The organism is Psychrobacillus sp. NPDC096389 (genome assembly GCF_044762855.1).
Classification (GTDB): domain Bacteria; phylum Bacillota; class Bacilli; order Bacillales_A; family Planococcaceae; genus Psychrobacillus.
In genome coordinates this window covers 1-24,939 of the sequence record NZ_JBIWFB010000001.1, presented here as the reverse complement: position 1 = coordinate 24,939, position 24,939 = coordinate 1, and the positions used below count along the sequence as shown (strand labels likewise).

Sequence of the window (24,939 nt, the reverse complement as noted above, 5' to 3'; positions counted from 1 at the left end):
AAACTAGATAAGGGTCAATTGTCTATTCAATTTCTATTTAATAAACCGATTATTTAAGACTATATATTTGTTGAATTTATACTATTATAAGAGACTTTACACTTTAACTTTGATTAATTATAAGTATTTCTTACTATTATTATTGAAATGATTATTTGATTATAAATAATTATTTACGATTTAGATAATTAGGAATCAAAGCATGGATCAATGATTCCTAATTACCTAGTAAGGCGTGAAAAAGAACCCTTATCATTAGCATTCCACTTAACCTAGGACTCTTTTAGTTGTGTATAATACATGTAACGATGGGAGTGTGATCGAATGAATTCAACTGAACGAAATTTGGAAGAAGAAGTAGATGAAGAATTCCTCGAATTTGTCTTAGAGGCACAACAAGAAGCACTGGCTAAAGAAGCACAAAATAAAAACAATCCTAAACCAAAGCATCGCTTTCCTAGATGGATCTTTTGGATAATGGCAACTGTATTATTCGTCAATACATTTGCAGTGATCTTTCAAATTTACTCCATACCAGCAATTGAATTTATAAAGACTTCTGCAAGATTATCGGCCCAAGAAGATATTGCACTATATAAAAAATCAGTTGTCATCGTATTAACGGATGATAGCAAAGGAACGGGATTTTCCATAGCGAGCGATGGGACAATTTTAACTAACTATCATGTCGTCGAAGGAAATGATACAGTAACTGTTGGTTTCCCGGAGGATGGTCGTTTTAAAGCAAACGTTGTACATACATATCCATCCATAGACCTTGCAGTATTAGAAATAGATGGGGAAAATTTACCTTATCTTGATCTTGCCGAACAGCCGACTTATAAGGATGGAGATCCTATTATATTTATCGGGAACCCTTTAAGCTTTACAGGCATAGCAAACGAAGGGAAAATTATTGATTACTATCGGCTAAGTGATTGGGATGTACCTGTTATGATGATAGAAGCACCAGTTTATCGTGGAAATAGTGGTAGTCCTGTTTTAGATAATGAAGGTCGAGTAGTTGGCGTCGTATTTGCCACCATGGATCATAAAAAGCATGGAAAAGTTGGTCTTTTTGTGCCGATTGAGGAGTATTACAAGGAAAATACTTCTTTGGAATAGATAATACGCAGGTAGAAAACGATTCATTTTCTACCTGCGCATTTATTTACTAGGACAAATATTTTTCTCGCCAAGCTAAACGCTCTTTTTCATTCAACATGTTTTCCAATACTTCATCCCATCTTTCGAGTAATGTATTCCAAACACGAGCGTAGAAAATATCCTCCTCTTTATTATGAAGAATAAATTCAAAACATGGAATATCATCGACATACAGTTCTGTCGTCTTCTGTATTTCTGATATAACTAGTTGTATATCTTTCATATCCGTTTCCACAACTTTAGTTTGAAGAGCATCAATCACTTGCTCAGCCTCAAATGAAAGCTCGGCATCCAAATAACCTTCTTTTACATATCGAAAGATTGCAAGCTCACCCTCCCCGTCCATCGCAGGTTTAATATCTCCGGATAAAAATGCTTCGTGACTAGTGCTATATAGGACAATCTGTGATTCCATCTCTTGTTCCTCTTCAAAAACTCCATTTTCCAGCTGTTGATTTCCTTTAGAAGTTAAGGCAAAAAAATCACCTTTTTTCTCTATTAATCCAGTTCTACCCATGATGTTAATTAAATCTTCTACAAAAAGTTGCTCCACTAGTAATAACTCACTTAGTTGATCTGCTCCCGCAATCTCTGCTTTTTGAAATGCAATGAGCATCATTTTCATCAGAACATCCATTTTTGTCCGTTTCACAGGTTTGTACTCGACTTCAATAGAATGAATTGGCAAACTCCATCTAGCAGCATGTACTATTTTCACTTTATTATTTTGTTGTAGTTCATTTTTTAAGCGTTTTTCTAAATTTTGCATATCATATATACCTCTATACTACTTTTTCTTTTGACCATGCTGATCTCGGTAACCATTCTGTTTTTTGACGGTATGAAGTAATCGACTATACATCTCTCTAGAATCTTTATGCTTGGCACGTGTAGTGAACATATTGGCACTTCCGACTAGAACAAGCAATTCTCTTGCACGGGATAGTGCGACATTCAGTCGTCGATAGTCATTGGCGAATCCAATATCTCCGCTCTTATCTTGATTGTTGCGAACCATACTCAATATGATAACGTCCATTTCCATTCCTTGGAACTTATCTACCGTTCCGGTTCGGAAGTGTAAATGTTGAAAGTTTGTTTCTTGCTGTATTAAACGGTCAATTCGTTTCACTTGTTCTCCGTAAAAACTAATGACCCCGATACTTTTTCGTTCCTCTTTTGCTAATCTACCTTCCTTTTTAGCAATCTCAGTAGCTCGGTTTAAGTCAATTAATACTTCCCTAATTGTATTAAGTTCTGCCTGGTTAAAACGGCTTTTCCCGTTTTTCATTCGCTCTTCAAAATACTGCTTTTCATTTGGCATATCTAGCCATAACAGATGGTCTTGTCTTTTTACATAATGGGAATCGAGTGAATGATCACGCATCGCATCGGAATCTGTTAAGCCACATTGCAGGCGATAATTTTCTTCTTCATAAAATGGTGTAATTGTTTCCATGATGTTTGCATGCATTCGATATTGAATAGCAAGCATTGTTTTATTTGTCTTAGGTAAATTTTTAAATAATCGTTCAAACAATGACTCTTTCAAAAGCTTCTTCAATTCATCTTTTTCTTCAAAACTGTCACTTTCCTCTAAAATAGCTTGAAGGGTTTCTTCCAGTGTATCTTCCCCTACAAGTGGTGGCAGTTGATGATGATCTCCAACTAAAATGATTTTCTTACCTTTTAACATAGGGAGTAATAGCTCTGGTGGAGTAGCTTTTGATACTTCGTCGATAATAACGACGTCAAAAGTTGGATAATTGTCCATGAACTCTTTTCGTGCAGATGCTACACATGTTGTTCCAATAACGTTTGCATGTCGTACATACAATTTACGTATCTCATCTAAGTCATGTTCATTTGCTTCAGTCAGCATCGTAAACCATTCACTTTGAAGGGACTGAGTTATTGGTAAACGATCTTTTGCTTGCTGTGTAATGGTTATTTTTTCTTTCAACTCTTCTATTTTTAATAAGGCATTTGCACGTTCTTCTTCTGGATTTTGCCGCAACAACTCTTCTAAGACCTTTAATTGTTTTTCTTGCTCTAGTCCTTCCGAATTCACTTGTTTCGTTTCTTGCTTATTTTGTTCTAATTGCTTAAAGACTCCATCTAGCTTTTCTGTTGAAACTTTGAGTGCATGCTTTTTCTCTTCAAGTTGAGAATTATTTTGTGCAAGTGTAGCTTTTACTTTATCCCACTCAAGAAGACTGTTTTCTTTTTCTTGCAATTGTAGTTGTAGCTGTTGTAAATCGGGAATATTATCAGAACTACCTATTTGGCTATGTAGTTCCGCAACTTTCCCTTGCAGCTGTTGCAGTTCTTCATTTTGAATAATTCCTTTGTTTTTCCACTCGTTTTTCGTTTGTTCGGTTATTCGTATATCTTGCTTTACTTGTTCTGTAAGTTCTGCTTTTATCGAGATGAATAAATTAGCAGAATCCGATTTCGCTTTTTGAAAAATTGCCCCTTGCTTCCAAACGAATTTCTTTCTTACATTTAAGCCTTCTAAATAGACTTCTAAACGCTCAATATTCGCTGAACCCGAAGTTAATAGCCGTTTCATACTGTCGATGAACTGATGAATTTCTTTGACAGAATAGGTTGAATCAAATATTACCCCACTACTATTTACATGGCTTTTTACATTCTCGAGGGAAACATTATTCTTTGTTAATAAACCTTCTATGTATCCAATTGCAGATAGCAGTCGTTTATTTAAGTCTTCCCACTCGGTGAAAGAGATAATAGTTTCAATAAGCTTGTCCAAATTGATGATTTGCTGCTCGAGCATATAAGAAGGAGAGATTTCATAATCACTCATACGAACTTTGAGCGAATCAATTTTAGAAATGGAATGTAGTTCACTTGAAAATTGCTCCAATCGATTGACTTTAGATTGGGCAACTTGATAGGCATTTCTCGTTTCTATTAATAACCCTTCCACATTCCTGCTCTCTTGTAATGTTTGTTGGTAGATTATTTGATGTGTAGTTTGGGCAATTTCCATTCTAAGTCGTTCTATCTTTTTTATTAACTCTTCACTTGTAGGGTTATCCGCGATAAATTGTTCCATCTGTTCGACTTCGTTGGAGCGTTCATCCGTAATTTGTTTCAAATGATGATAATTCTTTTCTAGTTCTTCCCGTTCTTTCTTTAGCAGGATTAAACGTTTTTTCAGCTCTTTAATTTCCTTCATTCTTTCTTCGAATTCGATTTGAGCCAGCTGTTTTTGTTCGATTTTTTCTTTTAATAATTCTACTTGCTTCCCAAGAGAAACGGATTGTTCTTTATAAAGGGCAATTTCTTCTGTTAACTGTTTTTCTTTTAGTGGATGGCTACTGATTTCTTCTTGCAGAGCATTTAATGTTTGGTCTTTCCAATACTCGCCAACATTTTCTTCGATAAATCTTTTTCCTTCTTCTTCAATGCTTTCCGTTCGACCAAATCGTAATATGCGAATGTCCTTATTGGAAAGTAGTCGGCTTAGTGCATTATCAACGGCAAGATTGGATTGGGAAGCAACTAGCGTTCTGAGCCCAGCTTTTGCATTTTGCTGACAGATTTCAGAAATTACGGTAGTTTTCCCTGTTCCTGGTGGACCTTGAATGACATATAAATCTTCTGCTGACATTGCTCCAACAACTGCTTCTTGTTGAAACTCGTTTAACTGATTATGAAATTCTAAATGCTTTTGCTTATTCTTTACTTGTATAGTGGGACGTTTTTCAAATAGAATATTTTCTAAATTAGCATTAGCTGCTAGCCCATTTTGTAAATCTTCAAATCCTTTTCGAAGTCTTCGGATCTGACTCAAGGTAGAAAAGTTGCTAAACACTGCTTCTTTCCATTTTGGTTGCCACTGATTTCGTCTTGCCATTTCTTGAAATCTCGGTTTCATCTCAATCTCTATTGTTTTCTTCGCTCGATCAACTTTCAGCACTTCTCCTATGTCGTTTTGAAAACCTTTAATGGAAGTGCTAAGTCCTTTTAATTTATTCCATTCATTTTCTTTCACATTACTTCCAATAAGCGTCAGTCTTGTAAAGTCTTCATTGAATATGAATTTTGAAAAATCCGCCGTTATATCCGCAATATCGGCATTTCGTTCTTGTATTTTCAAATACCCTTCCCAACTAGAAATTCGTTTTTTCACGTACTCCGATCTTTCTTCTGCTACGGGTAATTCTCGTATGCTCGTATGTAATTGAATCGGCATTCCTGCTCCATTATTACGGGCAGTTACAAAATCCAAATCTACGGAAAGACGTCTATTTGTCTTTACTGGAACTCTCGTGCCTCGTACATAAAAGTTAGTAGCGAGTAGTCCGTCATTTTGAAGTACACACTCCATGACACCTACCCTACCTTCTAGTTTTCCCGCCAAAGCCTCGTTCGAATCATTATCGAAGTAAAGTGATACGGATGTATTTCCATGGGCATTCATTGGACGTTTTTCGATATGCACTTTAAAGGAATGTTGCATTCTAAAAAAGGCATGTTCATCAACAGCCCATTCCTTGATTCCACTACGTGCTTTATTCGTCACCATCAGATTACAGCGCATTGTTGTTACTGGGATTGACACTTGTCTCATGCACATGCCTCCTTTCAAAAGGGTGGACGATTAACAAAACAAAAGAGTACCCATCTCGATTTTTTAAAAAATCGGGTACTCTGCATATGTTTTATTATACCCCTAAATGAGCAAAAAAGAACTGACAATACTATGAAAACGAATGAATCTAAAACAATTCACTTAACCATTTACTAATAGAGCAATTTAATTTTGAACATTTTGTGAATTTTTAGTTGCTATCCTATTAATATTCTAATATCATTAATCTACATCTAAGAATAGAACGGAATATTCAGAAATAATACTAACTTTATAGGGGGAATGGAATTGGCGAAAAAAATCGAAAGCGTTTTCAATCAGCAAGATAAAACACTTTCAAAGGGTGAACGAGTACATACTCATCCCAAAATATCTGCATCACCGAATTATGTAGCAATTGCAGAAAGTCCAGAGTTTAAATCTTTAAAAACGAAAAAAAGAAAATTTATATTACCAATCGCAATCTTTTTTCTATTATGTTATATCTCCTTACCTATTTTGACTTCTTACACAACGATCTTAAATACAAATGCATTTGGGGATGTGGCATGGGTATGGGTATACTCCATCGCCCTATTCATCATGACATGGGCATTATGTATGATTTATGTCCGCAAGGCAAACGGATTTGACCGAGAGGCAGATGAGATTTTCGAAAAAGAAAAGGCTGGTGGCTATGAGTGAATGCACTAGGATTATCATTCTTTGTAGGAATTGTCGCACTAACATTATTCGTAACATATATCGCTTCTAAACGAACAAACTCGGCAAGTGAGTTTTATACAGCTGGTGGCGGTTTATCGGGTTGGCAAAACGGAATTGCTATTGCGGGAGATTATTTATCTGCCGCATCATTTTTAGGGATAGCTGGAGCTATTGCACTTTTTGGATTTGATGGATTCTTTTATAGTATCGGTTATTTAGTAGCTTACTTAGTTGTGCTATATATTGTTGCAGAACCACTTCGAAACTTAGGTCGTTATACATTAGCAGATATGATTATGGCTCGTTTTGACCAAAAGAAGATTCGTGCCGCTGCTGCTGTTAGTACGTTAACAATTGTTTTATTTTACATGATTGCACAGCTTGTAGGTGCAGGTGCACTTATTCAACTTTTATTAGGAATCGATTATTGGATCGCTGTATTACTCGTTGGTATTATGATGACCATCTATGTATTATGGGGTGGAATGGCTGCGACGAGTTGGGTACAAATTATTAAAGCTGTGTTATTAATGGTTGGTACTGTCATTATTTCATTCCTTGTATTGTGGAAATTCAACTTTAATATTTTTGGTATGTTCACAGAAATGAAATCAGTAACAGCCCATGGGGAAGCATATTTACACCCTGGTGTAAAATATACGAATGGTTTAGATACCATCTCCATGATGATCGCATTGGTATTAGGTACGGCCGGTTTACCACATATTTTAATGCGTTTCTTCACGGTAAAAGATGCAAAGACTGCCCGTAGTTCTGTTGTGTTTGCAACATGGATTGTAGGTGCTTTCTATATACTAACTATTTTCCTCGGGTTTGGTGCAGCTGCATTCGTAGGCTCCGAAACAATTATTGCAGCAAATCCCGCTGGTAATATGGCAGCCCCTCTCCTCGCACAAGCTTTAGGTGGAGACTTGCTTATGTCATTCGTTTCAGCAGTTGCATTTGCAACAATCCTAGCTGTTGTAGCTGGACTAGTGTTATCAGGTGCTTCTGCATTTGCGCATGATTTATATGGGCAAATTATTAAAAAAGGAAAAGCAACTGAAAAAGAGCAAATGAACGCAGCTCGCCTTGCTTCCGTTGGGGTTTCTGTATTCTCTATTCTTTTAGCATTAGGTGCACAAACGATGAACGTTGCATTCTTAGTTTCACTCGCTTTCTGTATTGCAGCAAGTGCAAATTTACCAGTAATTATTTATACGATCTATTGGAAAAACTTTAATACAACAGGTGCTTTATCTGCGATTGTTACAGGTCTTGTTACTGCACTTGTTCTCGTATTATTAAGTCCAAACGTATGGGCTTCCGATGGCTCCTTATTCTTTACAGGAGAAGCAATATTCCCATTAACGAACCCTGCAATAATTTCCGTTCCCGCTGGTTTTGTCGCTGGTTGGATAGGATCTTTAGTAGGAGCACGTGCAGATTTGAAAAAATATGCGGAAGTGGATGTCAAAGCGAATATTGGGTTGAAATAAGCGAAAGCGAAGGGTTTCATAGCCCTTCGCTTTCGTTTTCGCCTATATTCGATAGTTAAGCTAATAAACATACATATCGCGAACCAACTTTATACTAAATTAATACTTTCTGATATATTGAAACGATATCATCCTCGTTCGCTTGTCTTGGATTAAACGGAAAAGTCCCTACATCATCCATCGCATCTTTTGCTAGCTCTTCAATCATTTGTTGCGTAAAATCGATGTTTAAATACTTGAAGTTGGAAGGAATATTCAGTTCTGCATTGAATCTATGAACAACATTTGAAACTTGACTTGCTGCTTCTTTATCATCAGTAGCTATAAGAGTTGGATCAAAAAGTCTAGCTATTTCGGCAAACTTCTCTATATTAGTTACTTTGTTAAATTCTAAAACGTAAGGTAAAATAACAGCATTTGCTACGCCATGTGGAACACCATATCTAGCTGACATCGGATGCGAGCAAGAATGCACGATACCTAACTTCCCGTAGTTAAAGGCAAAACCAGCTAACGTACTTGCTAGATGTACTTGTGCACGTGCCTCACGATCTTCAATGTTCCTAAAGCTAGGTGGTAAATTGTTTACTAACATTTTCATTGCTTGCACAGAAAAACTTTCAGAAAAAGGATTTGCCACATTCGATGTATAGGATTCTATTGCATGAACTAGTGCGTCCATACCAGTAGAAGCAACAATATGTGGTGGTAATGTATATGTGAAAGTTGGATCCACCATTGCATATCTTGGTTGAATATATGGGGAAGCGATAATGTATTTTCTTTTTGCTTGCGGATCGGTAATCACAGACACAGGAGTAACTTCAGATCCCGTCCCAACAGTCGTTGGGACTGCAATAATAGTTGGACACTTCTGATATAACGTTTCTTTTCCTCTCCTATAATCTAAAATATGTCCGCCATTACCGACTACTGCACTCACCCCTTTAGCAAAATCCATCGCACTTCCTCCACCTAATGCGATAATGAGTTCACAATTACCCTTTACATAAACCCCCATACCTTCCATAACAGTGAAGTCTAGCGGGTTCGTCTCTACATCTGAAAATATCTCATATGTAATGTTATTACCCTCCAGTATATCAATCACTTTATTTAAGATACCGGAAGACACAATACCTGGATCAGTAGCAATAAAAATCTTCGAATAACCTTGTTCTTGCAAAATAAGTGGTAGGTTCTTATTAACGCAATCTTCACCGAAAATTAGATTTGTTGCTAATAAACTATTAAAATTAGACGTGTGGAGTTCCAAATTAGCCTTCCTTCCTTTTTGAATGCTTAAATACAATTAGATTCTTTCAATCCATTGAACTAGTGATTCTAAGTCTTGACTATTTTGCTTTCGAATTTCTTTAGAAGGCAGTGCCCACTCATAAAATCCTTTGCCAGTTTTGACACCTAAGTCTCCACCAGCCACTTTTTCTTGGAGTAGTTTCGACAGTACCGTCCGATTATCTGTCATATAGACATGATAAATCGATTAGGATATTTCAATTCACTGTACAACTGATTAATTGGTATTCCTGAGGTATTGGTTGCTATAACCACTTTACTAGATAACAGCGCTTCCAATTCTTTGTATAGTTCCTTTTTTTCGCTCATTTTCATGAATGGCTTCTACAATAAGTGAAACGTCATTTAATCGTTGAAGATCTGTTGCATTACTAATCTTGAACATTCTTCCTCTGTCCAGTTTTATTTTACAAACAACTAAATTTTTTTCAAGGATACCTTGCTCTTTATCAAACAAAACCACTTGGCATTCTTTCGTAATGAAAAACTTGGCAATATCCAATCCCATCGTTTCAGCACCAATAACTGCTAATCTATTAATAGCATACACTTCCTTCATTCATCCCATTATAAAACCATCTCTTTATTTCAATAATGACGGTAACCAAGTAGATAAAATCGGAACATAAGTAATAATGAGTACATCTAAAATCAGTATTAAAATTAGTGGGATTGCATACTTGGCAATTCGCATAATACTAACATTAGTTAATTTGGAAACTACAAATAAATCTATTCCAACAGGAGGTGTCACTAATCCGATAGCCAAGTTACACACCATAATAACCCCGAAATGGACAGGATCAATCCCTAAGTTAATCGCGGTGCCTAGCAATAATGGAACTAAAATTAGAATTGCTGCGCCACCCTCTAAAAACATACCTGCAACAAATAATATGATGTTAACAAGGAATAAGAACGCATATTTGCTTGAAACTAATGATGAAATCGATTCGTAGATCATATCAGGAACGCTATTAATACCAATAAAAAATCCAAATAAGCCAGCTCCACCAATTACAAACATAATAACGGAACTATTTACTGCACTATCCTTTAACACTTTTCCTAGTTGTTGCGGTGTAATATCCCTATATATAAACATACCTACAACTAGCGAATACACAACAGCTACTACTGAAGCTTCCGTTGGAGTGAAGACACCCGTGTAAATCCCACCCAATACAATGAGTGGCATTAAGATTGCCAATATCGCTTCCTTAAAAGATTTCAGTACACTAGGGAAACTCTGTTTTTCTTCCCCTACATAACCATTTCTTTTTGCAATAATAATTGCACTAACTAATAAAGAAAAAGTAATTAGCAACCCTGGAATAATTCCAGCAATAAATAGATCGCCTATGGATACCTCTGCTGCAACACCATAAAGAATCATCGCGATACTCGGCGGTATAATAATCCCTAAAGCACCAGCTACTGCTTGATTGGCTGCGGCATACTCAATTTTATAGCCTTTAGCGACCATTGCCGGTATTAAGATGGAACCAATCGCAGCAGTAGTTGCAGCCCCCGAGCCAGAAATTGCAGCAAAAAACATGGACGTTACAATTGCAACCATAGCAAGTCCACCTGAGAAGTGACCTACTAGTGAACTAGCAAAATTAACAAGTCTTTTAGACATACTACCAATACCCATAATATTCCCGGCTAATATAAAAAAAGGAATAGCCATTAGCGGAAATGAATTTAGTGAAACAAAAATTCTTTGAGGAACAATTTCCATTGGAAGGGTTTCATGAAGAGATATCCCTAAAACGGTTGACAAACCTAGTGATATCGCTATTGGCACTCCTAAAAACATGAGTACAAATAATGAAATAAAGAATATGATTAACATTTATTTTCCCCCTTCCCAATGATTTCTTCAACTATACAAGCTAATGAATTTAATAGAAGTAATACACCACCAAGTGGTAATGCTAAATAAATATATTTCATTGAGATACCTAATCCCGGTGCCATTTGATTAGTAAAACTTTGGGCCATAGAATAACCGTATTTGATTAAAATTACAAAAAATACCAGTGATATAACGTGAATGGTAATTACAACAATCTTTTTTGATAAATTTTCTACTTTTTCTAATAAAATCTCTATTGCAATTAATTCATTGTTTCTTAGAGCAATTGAGGAACCAATTAAAATCATGAAAATCATCAAAAATCTAGATAGTTCTTCTGACCAGGATAAAGAAGAACCTACTACGAAACGAGAGAACACTTGCCAAAAAATAATTGCTGTCATTATAGCTAATAGAAGAGTTAATATGTAGCCCATTACTTTATTTAATCGATCAATAAAACGTAAGTAAGTCCTTAAAATGGATTCCAAATTTCTTCACACCCCTTATGTATTTATAAAAAGATCTTATTCGTTGCTAATTTATTATTTAAAATACAATTTTCTCAAATAAACTTTGGAAAATGTCTTCCTCCAAAATGAAAATGCTTTCAATGGTGTGTAAAATAGATATTTCTAAAGGTCTTATTACTTTACCGAAGCGAGATCAAAAAAATGAACTCGCTTCGGTAAATTCGTTTTAATATGATGTATTTCGGATTTTATCGATAAGCTCTTCGCCAAGCTTCGGTGCCCACTTAGTATAAACACTCTCTGCACTCGCTTTAAATGACTCTTTATCTGGAGAAGTAATTGTAATTCCTTCTGATTTTAAAAATTCTAAGGCCTCTTCAACTTTTTGCTTGTTAAATTCTCTACCTTTTACTTCTGCTACTTCCGCCGCCTTTAATACCGCATTTTGTTGCTCTTCAGTTAAACGATCGAATGTTGCTGTACTTATAGAAATTGGTGCTGCACTAAAACGATCTTCTATTTCCGCTACATAGTCTTGTACTTCGTAAATTTTAGAAGATTTAATAGTAGCGGCAGAGTTCGAATGTCCATCTATTACACCTTGCTGTAAACCTGTAAATACTTCTGTCCAAGCCATTGGAGTTGGCTCAGCTCCATAAGCTTTCCACGTATCAATTTGAATTTCATTTTCTTGAACACGAATTTTCATTTTCTTAACATCTTCTACTCTATTGATAATATTATTTGATGTAGTTGCTACGAAACCGTTTTCAACCCAACCTAATATTTTTACATTCGTTGCAGTTTCGAACTTTTCATTTAATTCTTCACCAATCGAACCATCTAACACACTGTAAACGTGATCCGTATTATCAAATAGAAATGGCAAGTCAAAAATATTAAACTCTGGAACCCAATTCCCCATAGGCCCCGCGGATTGAATTGCCATATCTACTGAACCTAGACCCATCAGTTCAAACACTTCCCTTTCACCGCCAAGGGAGTTATTACCGTGTATTTTTACAGTCATTTTATTATCTGTAAGTGCTTCTAATTCTTCCTTAAATGCCGTAGCCGTTAGCCCAAATTTTGCATCTTCAGGTTCTGGAATACTTAAATCTAATATTAATTGATCACCATTGTTCCCGGCATCCCCTTTGCCCTGTCCCTTTGCTTCTCCCTCTTCAGAACTACAACCAGCCATAAAACTGCCCATTAGGACGACTAGTAAAACTAAAAACTTCTTCATCCATATCCCCCCATATTTGTGAAATAAAATTTATATCTTCAAACAGATAAATCTGCCTTAAAATATCTTCTTGGACTTCAATTTTACGTTTATAGCACTTTTTTTTATAATTGAACACATACTGTTCGAAAGAACTGAACCGTTTATTAATGGAAACTCTTACATAATGAAATGATGAACTTGGAAGCCTTTCATTTCAACATAATCAATGAAATTCTCGACTATATTTATTTCAATGTATCAAATAGACTCACTATTTTTTTCTCAAGTTAATTCGTTGTGCTGCTTCAACAATAAACTTTGTCGAAATTTCGTATTTCTCCAACAATGCTTCGTTACTAGCAGATTCTGAATTACGATCTTTCACACCTACAAATTCAATAGGGGTTGGTACATTTGCTGCTAATATTTCTGCTATCGCACCACCTAACCCTCCATAAATGCTATGTTCTTCTACAGTAACAATTGCTTTCGTTTTTACAGCCATTTCGATAATTAGTTCTTGATCGATTGGTTTTATGGAAGGTAAATGAACTACCGCAGATGATATATTTTTTTGTTTTAATATTTTGGTAGCCTCAAGAGCGCGACTTGTCGCAGTTCCAGTAGAGATAATAGTTAAGTCCGTCCCCTCTTTTAGGACAACTCCTTTATTTGGTTTGAAAACGTACGAATCATCGAATAAGATAGGATAATTATCTCGAGCCAATCGAATATATACTGGTCCGTCATATTGATTAGCCCATTCCATCATTTTGGCTGTTTCAACTGAATCTGCTGGTGCTAGAACCGTCATATTAGCTAAACTTCTAAAGATTGCGATATCCTCTAACGCCTGATGTGTTTTTCCTGTAACCCCTGTCAACAATCCGCTATAAGCACCAATCATTTTTACATTTAACTTAGGTTGTGCGATTTGCACTTGAATCTGGTCTAAAGCACGCTTTGACATGAATGCGGCAAAGGTTACTGCCCATGGCTGAAGTCCAGTTGTTGCTAAACCGGCAGCAACACTTAACATATTTTGTTCAGCTATCCCCATTTGTAAAAACTTTTGTGGACGTTCTTTCGCTACCTTTTCAATTTTAGTTGAAGTAGCTAAATCTCCGTCCAATACAAAAACTCTAGGATCGTTTACAGCTAACTGGTAAAGTGTTTCACTAAAACTGTCACGCATTGATGCCGTTTTAAGTTGGGAAGCTTGCATTATAAGTCACCACTTTCGTCTAATTCTTTTAATGCCACTGATAATTCTTCGTCTGTAGGAATTCTAGAATGCCATAAATAATTATTTTCCATAAAACTAATTCCTTTACCCTTTACTGTATCTGCAATAAGGATCGTCGGTTTTTGTTTTACTAACTTCGCCTGTCTAAAGCCTTCTAAAATTTCTTCAAATGAGTGCCCATCTATTCGAATAACATTCCATCCAAAGGCCCCCCATTTTTCTTCTACCAAGTCATTTGGAACAGCTCGCTCGGTATTTGTTCCTACCCAACCATATTGTTGAAGTTTATTGTAATCTAGAATAACTACGAGATTGTCTAACTCATATTTTGAAGCTATAAACGCGGCTTCCCATACTTGCCCTTCTTGGGACTCGCCATCACCAATCATGCAATAAGTTCTAAATGATTGACCTTGCACTTTCGCACCTAGTGCCATTCCAACCGCAGCCGATATACCTTGACCTAGAGATCCAGTCGACATTTCAATACCAGGTAATATTTTCATATCTGGATGACCTTGTAGCCTTGAATCTAATGAGTCAAAAGTGTACAGTTCCTTTTGATCAAGATAACCTTTTTCTGCCAATACGGCATATAACCCTATAGCTGAATGCCCCTTTGACAAAACAAAGCGATCACGATCCACTTTATATGGATTAGAAGGTTCAACATTCATTTCTTGAAAGTAAAGAGCTGTTAATACATCAATTGCCGATAGTGGACCTCCTATGTGACCAGCCCCCGCATGGTGAACAACTTTTAATAAACTTTTTCGAGCAGCTTTCGATTTTTCTTTTAGTAATGTATTGTTACTTGACATATAAATCCTCCTCATCATCTCTAAAGAAAGCGCTTAACCAAATTTTTTAAAAAAATTCTATTACACGGTGATTTTATTTACACCCTATTCGTTTTTAAACTCACTCTCAAATCACAACCAAATATTATAAAATACTAATATGCTGCTCTTCTAAGTCAAATTTCGGATGAACGATATCGCCTTTTACTAATGGTTTAATATAATCTAGAAACTCTTCTTTCATTACCTTTTTTTGCTCATCATACCAATGCATCGGAACTTTTTTCTCGATTCCAACGACTTTACTTAAAAGAACTGAACTATATACAACGTTATATTCTGGTATATTTAATCTAGAAAGTGTAACCATTACATTGTTTCTACTATTTAGTGCTAATTGCCATGCTTTATACCCTAAATTATATGCTTCGTTCACATCAGTTAAAGAAATGTATCTAGAACTGCTTCTTTGCCAAATACTTGTGTCTATACAGCGAGTTCCAATATTTAAATTGTTCTCAATTTCATCTTTTAAAAACCAAGATACCCCGCCCAACTTTGGTCTATTTAAACTATCAAATTGTAATGTATTTGATATAATGAGCTCATCCTGCTCATCTCTTATTCCCTCTGAAACAATTAGTAAAGTATGATAATTATTATTATAATTATGCTCAATAGCTTCAAGACAATTACTCAAGCTAAACGGGCTCTCTGGAATATATATTAATTGTTTGCAATTTGAAGATTTCTGTTCCGCTAGCGAGCATGAACCTGCAAGCCATCCTGTATTACGTCCCATCGTTTCCATAATGGTTACCTTTTTAGGCGTCTCATAACTGACGATATCCAGTGTTATATCTTCCGTACATGCTACTAAAAATTTAGCGGCACTCGCATATCCAGGAGAATGGTCAATTCCAGCCAAATCATTATCTATTGATTTAGGAACACCAATAGTACAAAGTGGATAATTTAGTTCCTTCGCGTAGATACTAATTTGCTCCGCAACATACATAGATCCATTTCCACCAATATAAAAACAATGGGTTATATTGTACACTTTAAATATTCTGATTATTTCTTGCAGATGAAATTCCTCTATTTTTAAACGACATGTTCCAAGCACAGCACCGGGAGTGTATTTAATTGACCGGAGTTTTTCTTTTGACAAAGTATCCAATCGCACTAAAGAGTTATTCAGTAATCCTTTCACTCCACCCTTTGCCCCGAAAATTTTTATATTTGGGTTATTAAATTCCAAAATTGCCTCTACAATCCCCACCAAAGAACTGTTTATAACAGCTGTCGGTCCTCCAGATTGGATGATAATAGCATTTCCATTTAAAATAATAATCACCTCCACTAAAAGTTAAGCGCTTAACCTTCTTGCAAATTAATATAAATCAATTTTTCGGAATTTTCAACTATAAATTTAAATTTTTTTTACACTTTCCCTTTCAATTAACTCCGTTTTTAGAATAATCGTGTGGTTTTTAGTATCCCCATCTATTGCACTCATAAGTAAATCTACTGCTTCATTAGCTATCTTTTTTTTAGGTTGAGCAATAGTTGTTAAAGCCGGATTAATAATTTGAGCTATGAGTGTATCATCAAAGCCCATCACAGATATATCATCTGGAACAACTAACCCCATTTTTTGACTCGCTTTAATAGCTCCTACCGCCATCATATCATTACAAGCAAAAATGGCTGTGGGAGCTATTTTTGATTCTTGCATTATTTGTTGCAAGCTATCATGTCCTGCTTGAATAGTAGATTCTTTTGCGTAATAAATTTCCGATGGAATGGGTAATTGATGATCTTTCATTGCATCAGAGTAACCTCTAAACCTTTCTCTATTACTCCAAATATCTCTAGCAATAATCGAAATTCTTTTATGTCCTTGTTGAATTAAGTATGAAGTTGCTTGATACCCTGCTTCATAATCATGAATAGCTACTAAATTGACTGGTACCTCGGGATAATTTCTAGCTACAATTACGACCGGTACTTCCTCATCCATTAATTTTTGAACTGTTTCAAAATGTTCAAAACCAGAAGCTAAAATAAAGCCATCCACATTTTTTTGCATCAATAAGGAAATATACATATCCTCTTTTTCCTTTAAATAATCTGTACTACAAATTACAACATTATAATCATATTCATTGGCTTTATCTTCTATGTATCTAGCCAACTCCGAAAAGAACGGGTTTGCTAAATCTGGAAGGATAAACCCTATCGTTCGAGTATTTTTCCCCATTAAAGCAGAGGCAATTAAACTTGGTTTGTAATCCAATTCTCTAATGATATCATTCACCTTTTTTTTAGTCTTATCGCTTATTCGACCGGTATTATTAATAACTTTTGACACCGTAGCAATAGAAACATTGGCTGCCTTAGCAACATCGTAAATATTGACTTTCATAATAATTCTCCTCATAGATTAGTTTTAACACTTTTACCCTTAGTTCCACAGTTTAGTTCGTTTGATGAGTAAACGTAAATAATTTCTCTCCCATAAACTACGTAGAATAGGTTCCATCTCTAATATTTAGCCATAATAGCATATTATACAAGTCAATCTTATTAAAATTTTATTACTGAAAATATTTTCACATTGACTTTTTTTCTTTTGGCTATCTATAATCTTAATTAATCAATATATTTTAAATATTCAAAGGAGGAACTATTCATGATTATTAAAGGACATATGATTATTAATGGTGAAACAGTTACAACCATTGATCAAATTGACGTTATAAACCCAGCTACACAAGAAACGATTGGTAGCATACCAAACGGCAACGAAAAAGAGGCCCTATTGGCTACGGACGCTGCCTTTGCAGCATTGGAATCATGGTCTGCATTAACTGCTAGTCAACGTTCTGATTTATTATATAAATGGTTTCATTTAGTTGATCAGAACAAGGAAATTATTGGGGAAATTATGACGAAAGAACAAGGTAAACCATTAGCAGAAGCCATTGGTGAAGTTGATTATGCAAATAGCTTTATTTCCTGGTACGCTGAGGAAGGAAAACGCATTTATGGTCAAACACTCCCTTCTTCTAGCGTGGTTAAGCGCTTACTCGTTACAAAACATCCAGTTGGAGTGATTGCAGCTATTACACCATGGAATTTCCCAGCTGCAATGATTACACGTAAAGTAGCACCGGCACTAGCAGCAGGATGTACAGCAGTAATAAAACCAGCCTCTTTAACACCGTTAACTGCCATAAAATTAATTGAGTTAGCCCATGAAGCAGGGATTCCAAAAGGTGTACTTAATCTAGTAACTGGTAACTCAAGTGCAATCGTTGGAGAATGGATGAATGATAGTAGAATTCGAAAAATTACATTTACCGGTTCTACAGAAGTTGGAAAAAAGTTAATGGCTCAAGCTTCTTATAATGTAAAAAAATTATCACTAGAGCTTGGCGGGCATGCACCTTTTATCATTACAGAAAATGCAAATTTGCAATTAGCTGCTGAACGTTTAATAAAATCGAAGTTTCGAAATGCTGGTCAAACATGCGTATGTGCTAATCGTATTTATGTTCATGAAAGTGTTGAACAGGAATTTACTAATATATTTAAAGATGAAGTACAGAAACTAAAAGTCGGTAATGGTCTGGAAGAGGGTATTCATATTGGACCTTTAATTGACCAACATGCAGTTGATAAAGTGAAATCCCAATTAGAAGATGCTGTGAATAAAGGCGCTAAAATTATTACTGGGGGCGAAGAAATTACAAATTCGAACGGTTTCTTCTTAACACCAACTGTCCTGGTTAATGTAACCGACGATATGGAATGTATGTATGAAGAAACATTTGGACCCCTCGCACCAATTACAACATATAAAACAGTAGAAGAAGTGATTAGCCGAGCAAATGATACGCCATTTGGTTTAGCTGCCTATGTATTTTCTGAAAGGCTTTCAGAAGCAATTCATATTTCTGAGAAATTGGAATATGGAATTGTTGGTCTAAATGATGGTGTGCCTTCGACAGCACAAGCCCCATTTGGTGGATTTAAAGAAAGTGGATTAGGTCGTGAAGGTGGACTTTGGGGGATTGAGGAATTTTTAGAAGTGAAATTCATTTCAATTGGAATGGAATAATTAAAAAACATTTTACGAGGAGTGGATCTATATTAAAGCGCTACAAAAAACAAAACCTGGTGTTGGAAATATTGAAATTGTGACCATTGAAGAACCTGTATGTAAAGCTGACCAAGTGAAAATAGAAGTGGCTTATACCGGAATTTGTGGAACAGATTTGCATATATTCCATGATACATTTAAAAGCTACCCACCAGTCGTTTTAGGTCATGAATGTTCGGGAGTAGTAGTTGAAACTGGTCCCGAAGTAACTAATGTAACTGTTGGCGATCGCGTTGCGGTGTTGGGATCCACTCAGCTTACTTGTGGAACATGTATTCATTGTAAAACGGGTTACTATATGTTTTGTGAACACCGCCGTGGCATGGGACATGGCGTAAATGGGAGTTTTACCAAATATTTAACAATAGAAGAACATGTTGTCTATAAATTACCTGACCATGTATCTCTTCAAGAAGGGGCATTAGCGGAGCCTTTAGCTTGCGGTGTCCAAGCAATTGAAGAACTTACAGATATTAAGAGCGGTGATGTTGTCTTATTATCGGGACCTGGTCCAATTGGGCTTATTTGTCTGTCTTTATTGGCTTTGAAGGGTTGCAAGATACTTGTTACAGGTACAGATGTTGATGTACAACGTCTAGAAATTGCGCAGGAATTAGGCGCAGATAGAGTTATTAATGTTCAACAAGAAAATTTATCAGAGATTGTTGCATTAGAAACAAATGGTTTAGGAGTAGACATTACGGTAGATTGCACGGGTGTACCTGTAGCGATCAATGAATGCTTTAAACAACTAAAAAATCGGGGAAAACATATCCAGGTTGGGATAGCAGGCCAACCCTTTACGATGGATTACGATGTTATCTTATACAAACAATTACAAGTATATGGTTCTCTCGCACATTCCTATGAAACATGGGAAAGAGTAATAAAATTATACGAGCAAAATAAAATTAATTTGAAACCAATTATTACGCATACGATGCTTTTAGAAGAATGGGATTCTGCATTCCAACTATGTGAAGATAAAAAATGCGGTAAAGTTCTACTTAAATATGAAAATCAACCAATATTGGGGTGATACGAATTGAACACATTAGAAATGAAAGTCGCAAATTTAGTAGAAATCTCTAAAGTGGAAGTCGGTTATGAAGAAATCCCTTCTATCTCTCCTAATGAAGTATTAATAAAGATAAATGCCGTTGGTGTTTGCGGATCTGATATTCATTATTATAAACATGGGCATATCGGAAAAAGAACCGTACAATACCCCCACATTCAAGGTCATGAATGTGCAGGAACTATTGTCAAAATTGGTAGCGATGTAACTAAGTTTTCGATTGGTGATAGAGTCGCTGTGGAACCAGGTGTCCCATGTCGAATATGCGAAAAATGCAGAAGTGGGAAATATAACCTTTGTGATAAAGTAATATTTTTATCTACTCCTCCTTATAAAGGAGCATTGCGACAATATATTAGCCATCCAGAAGATTATGTATTTTTGATACCCGATTCTTTAACTTTTGAGGAGGCTACTTTAGCTGAACCTCTCTCTGTAGGTATTCACGCCTTAAATCGTGCAAACTTAAAACCTGGAATGAAAGTCTTAATAATGGGTATGGGACCAGTTGGTTTAATGGCAGTTGCAGCGACAAGTTATTTTAATGCAGAAGAAATAGCAGTAACAGATATTGTCAAACATAAACTAGAAGTAGCAAAAAGTTTGGGGGCTACTCAAACGTTTGAAGTAGCAAAACAAGAAATTGCTGAAAACTATTTTGATCTAGTACTTGAAACTTCAGGAGCAGAACAAGCGCTAGCCACAGCTATTAACTCTCTTAAAAAAGGCGGTAAATTAGTTAGCATTGGGTTTCCACACCACCAAAACGTTACGTTAGATTTAACGACTATGTTACAAAAGGAAATCGATTTGTTAACTGTATATAGATATGCCAATACATTTCCGTTAGCCATAAATATATTAACTGAATTAAAAGATGTTATTGGAAATATTATTACATCTACTTATGTTCTTGATGATATTAGTGTTGCGATGGAAAAGGCTTGTGAAACGCAGTTAGATACGATAAAGGTTATTGTATACCCTCATCTACCTAAAGATGGGCGTTCATTATGAAATTATCAATCTCCATTAAAGGGAAGAGGTTTTTAAATGAAAACTTATAAAATCGCTACAATACCAGGTGATGGTATTGGAAAAGAAGTAGTACCTGAAGCAATGCGAGTACTGGATACTTTAGCGGAATTAGATGGTAATTTAAAATTTGAATGGGAAATACTATCTTGGGGTTGTGATTACTATTTAAAAAATGGCGAGATGATGCCTGAAAATGGTCTCGAAATTCTAAAAAATTTCGACCAAATTTTTCTGGGGTCAGTAGGTATGCCTGAACTAGTTCCTGATCATATTTCACTATGGGGCTTGCTCATAAAAATTAGAAGAGGTCTTAAACAAACTATTAATATCCGCCCTGCTAAATTATTAAAAGGACTTGATTCACCATTAAAAAGCCCTGGAGAATTCGATATTATTGTTGTACGTGAAAATTCTGAAGGGGAATACTCGGATAGCGGTGGTAGAATTCACTCAGATGAGGATGAAATTGCCATTCAAAATGCTATTTTCACTCGAAAAGGCACAGAAAGAGCAATGCGTTACGCATGTGACTTATCTAATCAAAGAAGTAAAAAAGTGACGAGCGCTACAAAATCAAACGGCCTTTCTCATAGTATGCCTTTTTGGGATGATGTTTTCCATGATATCGTAGCTAACTATCCGCAGCTAGATCAAAACAGTGTTCATATCGATGCTATGGCAGCGTATATGATTATGAAGCCTTCTGAGTTTGATGTGATCGTAGCTTCCAATTTGTTCGGTGATATTTTGACAGATATCGGTGGAGCAATTATGGGGAGTATCGGCATTGCGCCAGCAGCCAATCTTAACGTAACTAATGAATTCCCTTCCATGTTTGAACCAGTGCACGGTTCTGCTCCTGATATCGCAGGTTTAGGAGTCGCTAACCCATTAGGTCAAATTTGGACCGGAAAACTAATGTTAGATTATCTAGGCTATGCTAGACTAGGAGATCATTTACTTGAAGCAATAGAATATAGCCTAGTACAAGGCACCAAAACTCGTGATTTAAAAGGTCAAGCTACTACAAAAGAAGTCACTGATACAATCATTCACTATTTGAAAACTAAATTAGAGTAAGTTGATAACTGTTTATTTCTATACTCTGCATACTGTAATATATAAAAAATTGTCGAAGATTGACTTTTCGACAATTTTTTATTTTTAGCTCGTTTTCATAAATGAAATATTGGATAGTCAGGAATGTTCGACTTATTTTAAGAAAATCAAATAGATCTTATTCCTCAAAAAAACACCCCAACCATTTCTGGAAGGAGTGCTCTATAAACCTTGCTATCATAAGCTTTTTAAATAAGCCGCCTTTGCCGTACTTTAAATAAGAAACTTTTAAACCACCACTTCTCAAACGTTATAGAAAATATTGTAAATCATTTAATAATCATTGTTTTAATGGTGTTTATTAGTATGTTTTTATAACGTCTATTATCGCTATATTTAGATTTCAACACGAAGGAATTGATGTAGCTTTGCAAAATGGCACAGTTTTGGGTCGACCAAAGGTTACTGAGTTTTAAGTTGCGTATGCTCAGTGGAAGTCAGGAGATATAAGAGAAGTGAAAGCAAAGCAAGAAATTGGAGTAAAAAATACAACTTTTTATAAACTAGTCAGTGAATATGAAGAAAGCCTGTAATTGTATTTTTTTTAATAGAAGAACTCTAATCATTTAGTATAATAACTAACATTTTCTAAGTATCGATAAGGATGACAAAATCATTTATTGTTACTGCTGTCTTCGGGGTTCGGGACTCGCACCCTATAGTTCATGTGCATGCCTGGCGCACTAAAAAAAGACAATCAAATGAATGATTGTCTTTTTTTCTTTAAAGTTTATTATGACCCCTACGGGATTCGAACCCGTGTTACCGCCGTGAAAGGGCGGTGTCTTAACCGCTTGACCAAGGGGCCTTTATATGGCTCCGAAGGTAGGACTCGAACCTACGACCAATCGATTAACAGTCGATTGCTCTACCACTGAGCTACTTCGGAATAGTGGTGGGCCTAAATGGACTCGAACCATCGACCTCACGCTTATCAGGCGTGCGCTCTAACCAGCTGAGCTATAGGCCCACTATTGGAAGCGGGTGAAGAGAATCGAACTCTCATCATCAGCTTGGAAGGCTGAGGTTTTACCACTAAACTACACCCGCATTACTATGGTGGCTCAGGACGGAATCGAACCGCCGACACAAGGATTTTCAGTCCTTTGCTCTACCGACTGAGCTACTGAGCCAACTTTGATTTGTGCTAAGCTACGAATCTCTCGCTTATCTCAAATTTCGAACTAATAAATAAAATGGCGGTCCCGACCGGGATCGAACCGGCGATCTTCTGCGTGACAGGCAGACATGTTAACCGCTACACCACGGGACCGTTTTGGTTGCGGGATTTGAACCTGTGACCTTCGGGGTATGAACCGAATGCTCTAGCCAGCTGAGCTAAGGCCCCAAATAAATAACTGGTCGGGAAGACAGGATTCGAACCTGCGACCCCTTGGTCCCAAACCAAGTGCTCTACCAAGCTGAGCTACTTCCCGTCATATATTATGGTGCGCTCGGCAGGACTCGAACCTGCAACCTCTTGATTCGTAGTCAAGTGCTCTATCCAATTGAGCTACGAGCGCATATATTTTTTTAAAAAATGGTGCTGAGGACCGGAATAGAACCGGTACTGTAGTCACCTACCCCAGGATTTTAAGTGCTGTGCGTCTGCCAGTTCCGCCACACCCGCATTTATATTACTTACTTAACAAGTGATGAGCCATGTAGGATTCGAACCTACGACCCTCTGATTAAAAGTCAGATGCTCTACCAACTGAGCTAATGGCTCGAAAAATGGTGCCGGAAAAAGGACTTGAACCCTCAACCTACTGATTACAAGTCAGTTGCTCTACCAGTTGAGCTATTCCGGCAATTATAGAATTATGGTGGAGGATGACGGGCTCGAACCGCCGACCCTCTGCTTGTAAGGCAGATGCTCTCCCAGCTGAGCTAATCCTCCTGGGTAAATAATAAATCATAATAAGTAAAGTATTTCTACATCGATTTTTTAATTCAATTCATTGTTAATTTGAACTTTTTTTGATTTATTATATGTATTTATTACAAGCCCAGCGACGTCCTACTCTCGCAGGGGGAAACTCCCAACTACCATCGGCGCTGAAGAGCTTAACTTCCGTGTTCGGTATGGGAACGGGTGTGACCTCTTCGCCATCATCACTAGACAATTTAATGTTCATGTTTGTCAGCCAAACTATTTGTTCTTTTGGCGACTCGAATAATATTACTCTATTATTATCAATATGTCAATACTGAGTTATAAAATTTATTAAAAATACAATGAAGATATGAAGTTTCTGGCAAAAAAACCTATAAGCTACCCATAGTCATCTTTTTCAATAGATAATAAAAGTCGCTACCGATTACTCGGTAACGACTTTTTTATTGTGCCCAGCGACGTCCTACTCTCACAGGGGGAAACCCCCAACTACCATCGGCGCAAAAGAGCTTAACTTCCGTGTTCGGTATGGGAACGGGTGTGACCTCTTTGCCATCATCACTAGACGATGAGTGCTTGTTCACTCAAAACTGGATAAACAGACATTTACTACAATACATACATTTTGGTTAAGTCCTCGATCGATTAGTATTCGTCAGCTGCACGTGTCGCCACGCTTCCACCCCGAACCTATCTACCTCATCGTCTTTGAG

The 24,939-nt window shown here is 36.4% G+C and carries 18 protein-coding genes, 12 tRNA genes, 3 rRNA genes and 1 pseudogene; 7 read left to right on the top strand and 27 right to left on the bottom strand.

Annotation, left to right across the window (positions count from 1 at the left end; genetic code table 11):
* The first annotated feature begins 324 nt into the window (after positions 1 to 324).
* The gene (locus ACIQ38_RS00170) at positions 325 to 1,125 is read left to right on the top strand and encodes a S1C family serine protease (protein WP_402816628.1); all 801 of its coding nucleotides are present in this window, start codon (positions 325 to 327) and stop codon (positions 1,123 to 1,125) included.
* 49 nt (positions 1,126 to 1,174) lie between these two features.
* Here ACIQ38_RS00170 and ACIQ38_RS00165 read toward each other — a convergent pair whose 3' ends face one another.
* Together ACIQ38_RS00165 and ACIQ38_RS00160 are read right to left on the bottom strand one after the other, a co-directional pair.
* A complete protein-coding gene (locus ACIQ38_RS00165) occupies positions 1,175 to 1,936 on the bottom strand; it encodes a hypothetical protein (RefSeq protein ID WP_402816626.1) in 762 nt (253 codons plus the stop codon).
* 18 nt (positions 1,937 to 1,954) lie between these two features.
* On the bottom strand, positions 1,955 to 5,770 hold the full coding sequence (locus ACIQ38_RS00160; RefSeq protein WP_402816624.1) for a DEAD/DEAH box helicase: 3,816 nt from the start codon (positions 5,768 to 5,770) through the stop codon (positions 1,955 to 1,957).
* 309 nt (positions 5,771 to 6,079) lie between these two features.
* Here ACIQ38_RS00160 and ACIQ38_RS00155 point away from each other — a divergent pair, with 309 nt between their 5' ends.
* Positions 6,080 to 6,475: a DUF485 domain-containing protein gene (locus ACIQ38_RS00155; protein ID WP_402816622.1), complete on the top strand. Its 396-nt coding sequence runs from the start codon at positions 6,080 to 6,082 to the stop codon at positions 6,473 to 6,475.
* Entirely contained in the window at positions 6,472 to 7,995 is a 1,524-nt protein-coding gene (locus ACIQ38_RS00150) for a solute symporter family protein (RefSeq protein ID WP_402816620.1), read from the top strand. Before ACIQ38_RS00155 ends, ACIQ38_RS00150 begins: the two co-directional genes overlap by 4 nt.
* A gap of 94 nt (positions 7,996 to 8,089) precedes the next feature.
* On the opposite strand, the gene ACIQ38_RS00145 is transcribed toward ACIQ38_RS00150, so the two are convergent.
* From ACIQ38_RS00145 to ACIQ38_RS00100, 10 genes and pseudogenes are all read right to left on the bottom strand, one after another.
* Positions 8,090 to 9,271 carry an iron-containing alcohol dehydrogenase gene (locus ACIQ38_RS00145; protein ID WP_402816618.1) on the bottom strand — a complete coding sequence of 394 codons (1,182 nt, stop codon included), beginning with the start codon at positions 9,269 to 9,271 and terminating at the stop codon, positions 8,090 to 8,092.
* Between the two features lie 36 nt (positions 9,272 to 9,307).
* Positions 9,308 to 9,481, bottom strand: coding sequence for a hypothetical protein (locus ACIQ38_RS00140; protein ID WP_402816616.1), 174 nt, complete (start codon positions 9,479 to 9,481; stop codon positions 9,308 to 9,310).
* Positions 9,478 to 9,820 (bottom strand): annotated as a pseudogene (locus ACIQ38_RS00135) (3-hydroxyacyl-CoA dehydrogenase NAD-binding domain-containing protein). The gene ACIQ38_RS00140 and the pseudogene ACIQ38_RS00135 overlap by 4 nt, the downstream one beginning before the upstream one ends.
* 75 nt (positions 9,821 to 9,895) lie before the next feature.
* A complete protein-coding gene (locus ACIQ38_RS00130; RefSeq protein WP_402816614.1) occupies positions 9,896 to 11,170 on the bottom strand; it encodes a TRAP transporter large permease in 1,275 nt (424 codons plus the stop codon).
* Positions 11,164 to 11,664 carry a TRAP transporter small permease gene (locus ACIQ38_RS00125; RefSeq protein ID WP_402816612.1) on the bottom strand — a complete coding sequence of 167 codons (501 nt, stop codon included), beginning with the start codon at positions 11,662 to 11,664 and terminating at the stop codon, positions 11,164 to 11,166. Before ACIQ38_RS00125 ends, ACIQ38_RS00130 begins: the two co-directional genes overlap by 7 nt.
* A 208-nt stretch (positions 11,665 to 11,872) precedes the next feature.
* The gene (locus ACIQ38_RS00120; protein WP_402816610.1) at positions 11,873 to 12,895 is read right to left on the bottom strand and encodes a TRAP transporter substrate-binding protein; all 1,023 of its coding nucleotides are present in this window, start codon (positions 12,893 to 12,895) and stop codon (positions 11,873 to 11,875) included.
* A 253-nt stretch (positions 12,896 to 13,148) separates the two neighbouring features.
* Positions 13,149 to 14,102, bottom strand: a complete 954-nt coding sequence (locus ACIQ38_RS00115) for a transketolase family protein (protein WP_402816608.1) — start codon at positions 14,100 to 14,102, stop codon at positions 13,149 to 13,151.
* On the bottom strand, positions 14,102 to 14,944 hold the full coding sequence (locus ACIQ38_RS00110; protein ID WP_402816606.1) for a transketolase: 843 nt from the start codon (positions 14,942 to 14,944) through the stop codon (positions 14,102 to 14,104). Before ACIQ38_RS00110 ends, ACIQ38_RS00115 begins: the two co-directional genes overlap by 1 nt.
* A 124-nt stretch (positions 14,945 to 15,068) precedes the next feature.
* Positions 15,069 to 16,283: a diphosphate--fructose-6-phosphate 1-phosphotransferase gene (locus ACIQ38_RS00105; protein ID WP_402816604.1), complete on the bottom strand. Its 1,215-nt coding sequence runs from the start codon at positions 16,281 to 16,283 to the stop codon at positions 15,069 to 15,071.
* A 75-nt stretch (positions 16,284 to 16,358) separates the two neighbouring features.
* Positions 16,359 to 17,354: a LacI family DNA-binding transcriptional regulator gene (locus ACIQ38_RS00100; RefSeq protein ID WP_402816602.1), complete on the bottom strand. Its 996-nt coding sequence runs from the start codon at positions 17,352 to 17,354 to the stop codon at positions 16,359 to 16,361.
* 270 nt (positions 17,355 to 17,624) lie between these two features.
* Between ACIQ38_RS00100 and ACIQ38_RS00095 the strand changes: the two genes are divergently transcribed.
* From ACIQ38_RS00095 to ACIQ38_RS00080, 4 genes are all read left to right on the top strand, one after another.
* Positions 17,625 to 19,052 (top strand): NAD-dependent succinate-semialdehyde dehydrogenase, encoded by a 1,428-nt coding sequence (locus ACIQ38_RS00095; protein WP_402819505.1) that lies wholly within the window; start codon positions 17,625 to 17,627, stop codon positions 19,050 to 19,052.
* 79 nt (positions 19,053 to 19,131) lie between these two features.
* Positions 19,132 to 20,133, top strand: a complete 1,002-nt coding sequence (locus ACIQ38_RS00090) for a zinc-dependent alcohol dehydrogenase (protein WP_402816600.1) — start codon at positions 19,132 to 19,134, stop codon at positions 20,131 to 20,133.
* Positions 20,134 to 20,139: 6 nt separating this feature from the next.
* Positions 20,140 to 21,189: an NAD(P)-dependent alcohol dehydrogenase gene (locus tag ACIQ38_RS00085; RefSeq protein WP_402816598.1), complete on the top strand. Its 1,050-nt coding sequence runs from the start codon at positions 20,140 to 20,142 to the stop codon at positions 21,187 to 21,189.
* 36 nt (positions 21,190 to 21,225) lie between these two features.
* Entirely contained in the window at positions 21,226 to 22,290 is a 1,065-nt protein-coding gene (locus tag ACIQ38_RS00080; protein WP_402816596.1) for a tartrate dehydrogenase, read from the top strand.
* Between the two features lie 775 nt (positions 22,291 to 23,065).
* Here ACIQ38_RS00080 and ACIQ38_RS00075 read toward each other — a convergent pair.
* From ACIQ38_RS00075 to ACIQ38_RS00005, 15 genes are all read right to left on the bottom strand, one after another.
* Positions 23,066 to 23,137, bottom strand: a tRNA-Glu gene (locus tag ACIQ38_RS00075).
* Between the two features lie 6 nt (positions 23,138 to 23,143).
* Positions 23,144 to 23,218, bottom strand: a tRNA-Asn gene (locus ACIQ38_RS00070).
* A 4-nt stretch (positions 23,219 to 23,222) separates the two neighbouring features.
* Positions 23,223 to 23,299: transfer RNA gene (locus ACIQ38_RS00065), tRNA-Ile, on the bottom strand.
* 9 nt (positions 23,300 to 23,308) lie between these two features.
* Positions 23,309 to 23,379 (bottom strand) — tRNA-Gly (locus tag ACIQ38_RS00060).
* Positions 23,380 to 23,386: 7 nt separating this feature from the next.
* Positions 23,387 to 23,462 (bottom strand) — tRNA-Phe (locus ACIQ38_RS00055).
* Between the two features lie 64 nt (positions 23,463 to 23,526).
* Positions 23,527 to 23,602: transfer RNA gene (locus ACIQ38_RS00050), tRNA-Asp, on the bottom strand.
* A gap of 86 nt (positions 23,603 to 23,688) precedes the next feature.
* Positions 23,689 to 23,765: transfer RNA gene (locus tag ACIQ38_RS00045), tRNA-Pro, on the bottom strand.
* A 10-nt stretch (positions 23,766 to 23,775) separates the two neighbouring features.
* Positions 23,776 to 23,852 (bottom strand) — tRNA-Arg (locus tag ACIQ38_RS00040).
* Positions 23,853 to 23,870: 18 nt separating this feature from the next.
* A tRNA-Leu gene (locus ACIQ38_RS00035) sits at positions 23,871 to 23,953 on the bottom strand.
* A 32-nt stretch (positions 23,954 to 23,985) separates the two neighbouring features.
* Positions 23,986 to 24,058, bottom strand: a tRNA-Lys gene (locus ACIQ38_RS00030).
* A gap of 6 nt (positions 24,059 to 24,064) precedes the next feature.
* Positions 24,065 to 24,140 (bottom strand) — tRNA-Thr (locus ACIQ38_RS00025).
* A 13-nt stretch (positions 24,141 to 24,153) separates the two neighbouring features.
* Positions 24,154 to 24,229: transfer RNA gene (locus ACIQ38_RS00020), tRNA-Val, on the bottom strand.
* A 107-nt stretch (positions 24,230 to 24,336) separates the two neighbouring features.
* A 5S ribosomal RNA gene (gene rrf / locus ACIQ38_RS00015) occupies positions 24,337 to 24,452 on the bottom strand.
* Between the two features lie 224 nt (positions 24,453 to 24,676).
* A 5S ribosomal RNA gene (gene rrf / locus ACIQ38_RS00010) occupies positions 24,677 to 24,792 on the bottom strand.
* Positions 24,793 to 24,851: 59 nt separating this feature from the next.
* Positions 24,852 to 24,939 (bottom strand): 23S ribosomal RNA (locus tag ACIQ38_RS00005); the annotation flags it as partial.